We start from the raw sequence: 3,198 nt of genomic DNA, 5'->3' as shown, positions 1-3,198 counted from the left end.
GGCTTGCCCCCGATAGCGGTGTGTCAGTCACAGATGTTCTGACTGATCCACCACTATCGGGGGCAAGCCCCCTCCCACATTTGACTGTGTTCACTCATTTGATTTGTGGTGTTGGGACTGACCGGTTATAAAACAGCCCATCGTCCACCGAGAAGCGACAATGAATCCCTTCGAAGACATGCGCCTGTTCTGCCAGGTCATGGAGTCCGGCAGCTTCACCGCCGCCGCCGAACAATTGGGGCTGTCCAAGCAATTTGTCAGCCGCCGCCTGATCCAGCTGGAAGACCGTCTGGGTGTGCGTCTGCTCAACCGTTCCACCCGCCGCCTGGACGTCACGCCACTCGGCCAGAGTTATTATGAATCCGCTCTGCGTCTGCTCAGCGAAGTCGAGCAAGTGGAGCAGGGCATCGCCGGCCAGAACAGCGACCCTCGCGGCACCATTCGCCTCAGCGCGCCGTTGTCGTTTGCCATGGCGCATTTGGGTTGCCTGTTGCCGTTGTTCCTGCAGCGGCATCCGCATGTCTCGGTGGAGGTCGACCTGAGCGACCGCCCCGTGGACCTGATCGGCGAGGGCTACGACCTGGTATTGCGCATTGGTACCCTGGAAGACTCCACCTTGATCGCTCGGCGCATCGCTAGCATCCAGCGCGTGTACTGTGCCAGCCCCGAGTACCTGGCCCTGCGCGGTACGCCGCTCAAGCCCGAAGACCTGGCCGCCCACGACTGCCTGCCCTATGGCCATGGTCGCCAAGTGCAATGGCGTTTCCAGGTGAAGGGCAAGCTGCAGTCGCTGAATGTCAGCGGGCGTATGCGCGTCAATAACGGCGAGCTGCTGCGCGACACGGCCATCGCTGGGTTGGGTGTCACTTACCTGCCGAACTTTATCGTCGCCGATGCCTTGAAGGACGGGCGCCTGGTGACGCTATTGGACGAGTACGCCCCCGAAGCCCTGACCCTGTCGGCGGTGTACCCTCAGCACCGGCAGAGTTCACGGCCGGTGCAGGCGCTGGTGGAGTTTTTGCGTGAACGTCTGGCCGGTGGGTGCTAGTTGGCCAGGTTGTGCAGCGCTTGCTGGCTCAGGTAGCGCTCCAGATTGGCCAGGAAGGCGTCGGCAATCTCATGCTGGCTGCGGGTGGAAATCGCCGAGGTATGCGGCGATAACCGCACACGCGGATGACTGTACAGCGGATGACCATCCGGCAACGGCTCCGGCTCCGTCACATCCAGCGATGCCAGCCCAATCTGACCGTTATCCAGCGCTTCGAGCAGCGCCTCCTGATCCAGCAAACCACCCCGCGCGATGTTGATCAGGTGCAATCCCGGCTTGGCATTCCCCAGTACCTCACGGTTGATGATATGCCGCGTGGCCTCGGTCAGCGGTGCGGCTACCACCAGGTGATCGGCGCGGGCGAACAGGTCATGGATGTCCTTGGCGGTTTCCACGCCCGAACTGAACGGTGCCTGGCTTTGACGCAGCGCCACGACGTTGATCCCCAAGGCCAGGGCCTTTTGCGCCAGGCGCTCGCCAATTGCCCCAAACCCCAGGATTCCCAACGTGGTGCCCTTGAGCGGGCGCAGCGCGGTGAACTGCCACTGGGCGTCCTTCACCCAGATGTCCGGCAAATGTTTGGCGGCGGCAAAGATTGCCGCCAGGGCGAACTCGGCGAGGTTATCGGCGGCGCTGCCCCGCGAGGTGGTCACCGGCGGGCCGTTGAACAGCCACTGTGGGTAGAAGTCGATACCCGACGACACCAGATGCACCCACTGCGCGCCGTAAGGCCAGCCGGGTGGTGGAGTGTCCGGCGCGGTGTAGCCCCGCACGTTGATCGGACGCAGCAGCAAGATATTGGCCTGGGGTGGCAGGTCACTCGGCACGCCCACCGGCACTCCGATCACCTGGGCTTCGGGGTGCAGTGGGGCCAGGCGTTCGCGGATCACGGCGTTGAAGTCTTCGTCCAACTGGCTGGCGATAATCACCTGACTCATGTGCGTTCCTTCTGGCGTTGTGCGAACACGGCTTTGCCGATGCCTTGCAGCACGGCGTCGTTCTGCGGGGTGTGGACGCGGCTGCACAGCACGTCGCGATAGTGCCGTTGCAGCGGGCTATGACGTGAAAGGCCGGGGTTGCCCGAGGCTTCGATGGCCAGCTCCACCGCACGGATCGCGTTGTGGGTCACCAGATACTTCAACTGCGCCGCGTGGCTGGCCGGGGTGTGCCCTTCGGCCGCCGCGTCCAACAGGCTGCGGTTGGCGAACAGCAACGTATCGATATGCCCTACGGTTTCCTGGAACCGTGGCAGGGTGGCCAGCGCCGCCCCAAGGTTGGATGGCTTGCGCTCTTCCAGCCAGTTAACCAGCCAATCCCGTGCGGCTTGGGCCACGGCGTCGTACACCGACGACAACAACACCGCCATCCACAGGAACCCGTCGCCATCCAGCTCGGGTTGCGGCGCGCTCCAGGGGCTGACGCTGACCGCGTGGTCCAACGGCACCAGCACATTGTCGAGCACCACTTCATGGCTGCAGGTGGCGCGCATGCCCAGGTGGTCCCAGGTGTCGATGATGCTCACGCCGGGACTGTTTTTTGGCACCAGCCAGGCGCCCACCAGCGGGTCGGTATCGTCACTGCGCGCCCACACGCTGAACCAGCTCAGGCCATGGCTGCCCGTGGAGTAAATCTTGCGCCCGCTGATGCGCCAACCTTCAGCGGTGCGCACCGCGGTGGTCGCCGGCAAACCGCCACGGGCCGGGGTGCCCAGGTCGGGTTCTACGCGTAACGCGTTGATCAGCGCGCCGTTGCGCACCGCATCTTCTGCTATTTGGACGCGGAGGTGCGGAGGCCAGGTTTTGCTGTCTTGCAGACGCGTGTGTTGCAGGTATTGCATGACCAGAATCAATGCGGTGGAGGGTTCGCCCTTGGCAATCGCACTGATGGCCCTGCGCGCCTGGGGCAGGCTGGCACCGCCACCGCCCAGGGCTTTCGGTACGGTGAGCGCGACCAGACCGTGGTCATGCAACCGCTTGAAGTTGGCGTGGGGGAAGGCGCCGCTTTCATCAAACAGATGTGCAGTGCTTGCCAGTTCGGCGCTGAGGCGATCAAGCAAGGCATCGAAGTTGGCGACTTCCACGGAGCGTAAAGACGGTTGAGTCATGAGTCTGTACTCGATCAAAAGTGTGTATACAAGCGGGCTTTTGTAG

Annotated in this window: 3 protein-coding genes; 1 reads left to right on the top strand and 2 read right to left on the bottom strand. The window is 63.3% G+C overall.

The window, feature by feature from the left end:
- The first annotated feature begins 160 nt into the window (after positions 1-160).
- Complete coding sequence (locus tag ACRESD_RS03345; protein WP_431749621.1) at positions 161-1,048, top strand: LysR family transcriptional regulator; 888 nt, start codon at positions 161-163, stop codon at positions 1,046-1,048.
- Here ACRESD_RS03345 and ACRESD_RS03340 read toward each other — a convergent pair.
- Together ACRESD_RS03340 and ACRESD_RS03335 are read right to left on the bottom strand one after the other, a co-directional pair.
- Positions 1,045-1,986, bottom strand: a complete 942-nt coding sequence (locus ACRESD_RS03340; protein WP_431749620.1) for a D-isomer specific 2-hydroxyacid dehydrogenase family protein — start codon at positions 1,984-1,986, stop codon at positions 1,045-1,047. The two genes, ACRESD_RS03345 and ACRESD_RS03340, sit on opposite strands and share 4 nt — an antisense overlap.
- Positions 1,983-3,152, bottom strand: a complete 1,170-nt coding sequence (locus tag ACRESD_RS03335; protein ID WP_431749619.1) for an acyl-CoA dehydrogenase family protein — start codon at positions 3,150-3,152, stop codon at positions 1,983-1,985. The genes ACRESD_RS03340 and ACRESD_RS03335 overlap by 4 nt, the downstream gene beginning before the upstream one ends.
- Positions 3,153-3,198 lie beyond the last annotated feature (46 nt).

Origin of the sequence: Pseudomonas sp. (assembly GCF_050739995.1) — a bacterium.
Classification (GTDB): domain Bacteria; phylum Pseudomonadota; class Gammaproteobacteria; order Pseudomonadales; family Pseudomonadaceae; genus Aquipseudomonas.
The sequence above is the reverse complement of the archived record's forward strand: the minus strand, read 5'-3'. Positions and strand labels throughout refer to the sequence as shown.

Coding starts and splice junctions, on each gene's coding strand:
- ACRESD_RS03345 (WP_431749621.1), top strand. CDS start 161: ATGAATCCCTTCGAAGACATGCGCCTGTTCTGCCAGGTCATGGAGTCC.
- ACRESD_RS03340 (WP_431749620.1), bottom strand. CDS start 1,986: ATGAGTCAGGTGATTATCGCCAGCCAGTTGGACGAAGACTTCAACGCC.
- ACRESD_RS03335 (WP_431749619.1), bottom strand. CDS start 3,152: ATGACTCAACCGTCTTTACGCTCCGTGGAAGTCGCCAACTTCGATGCC.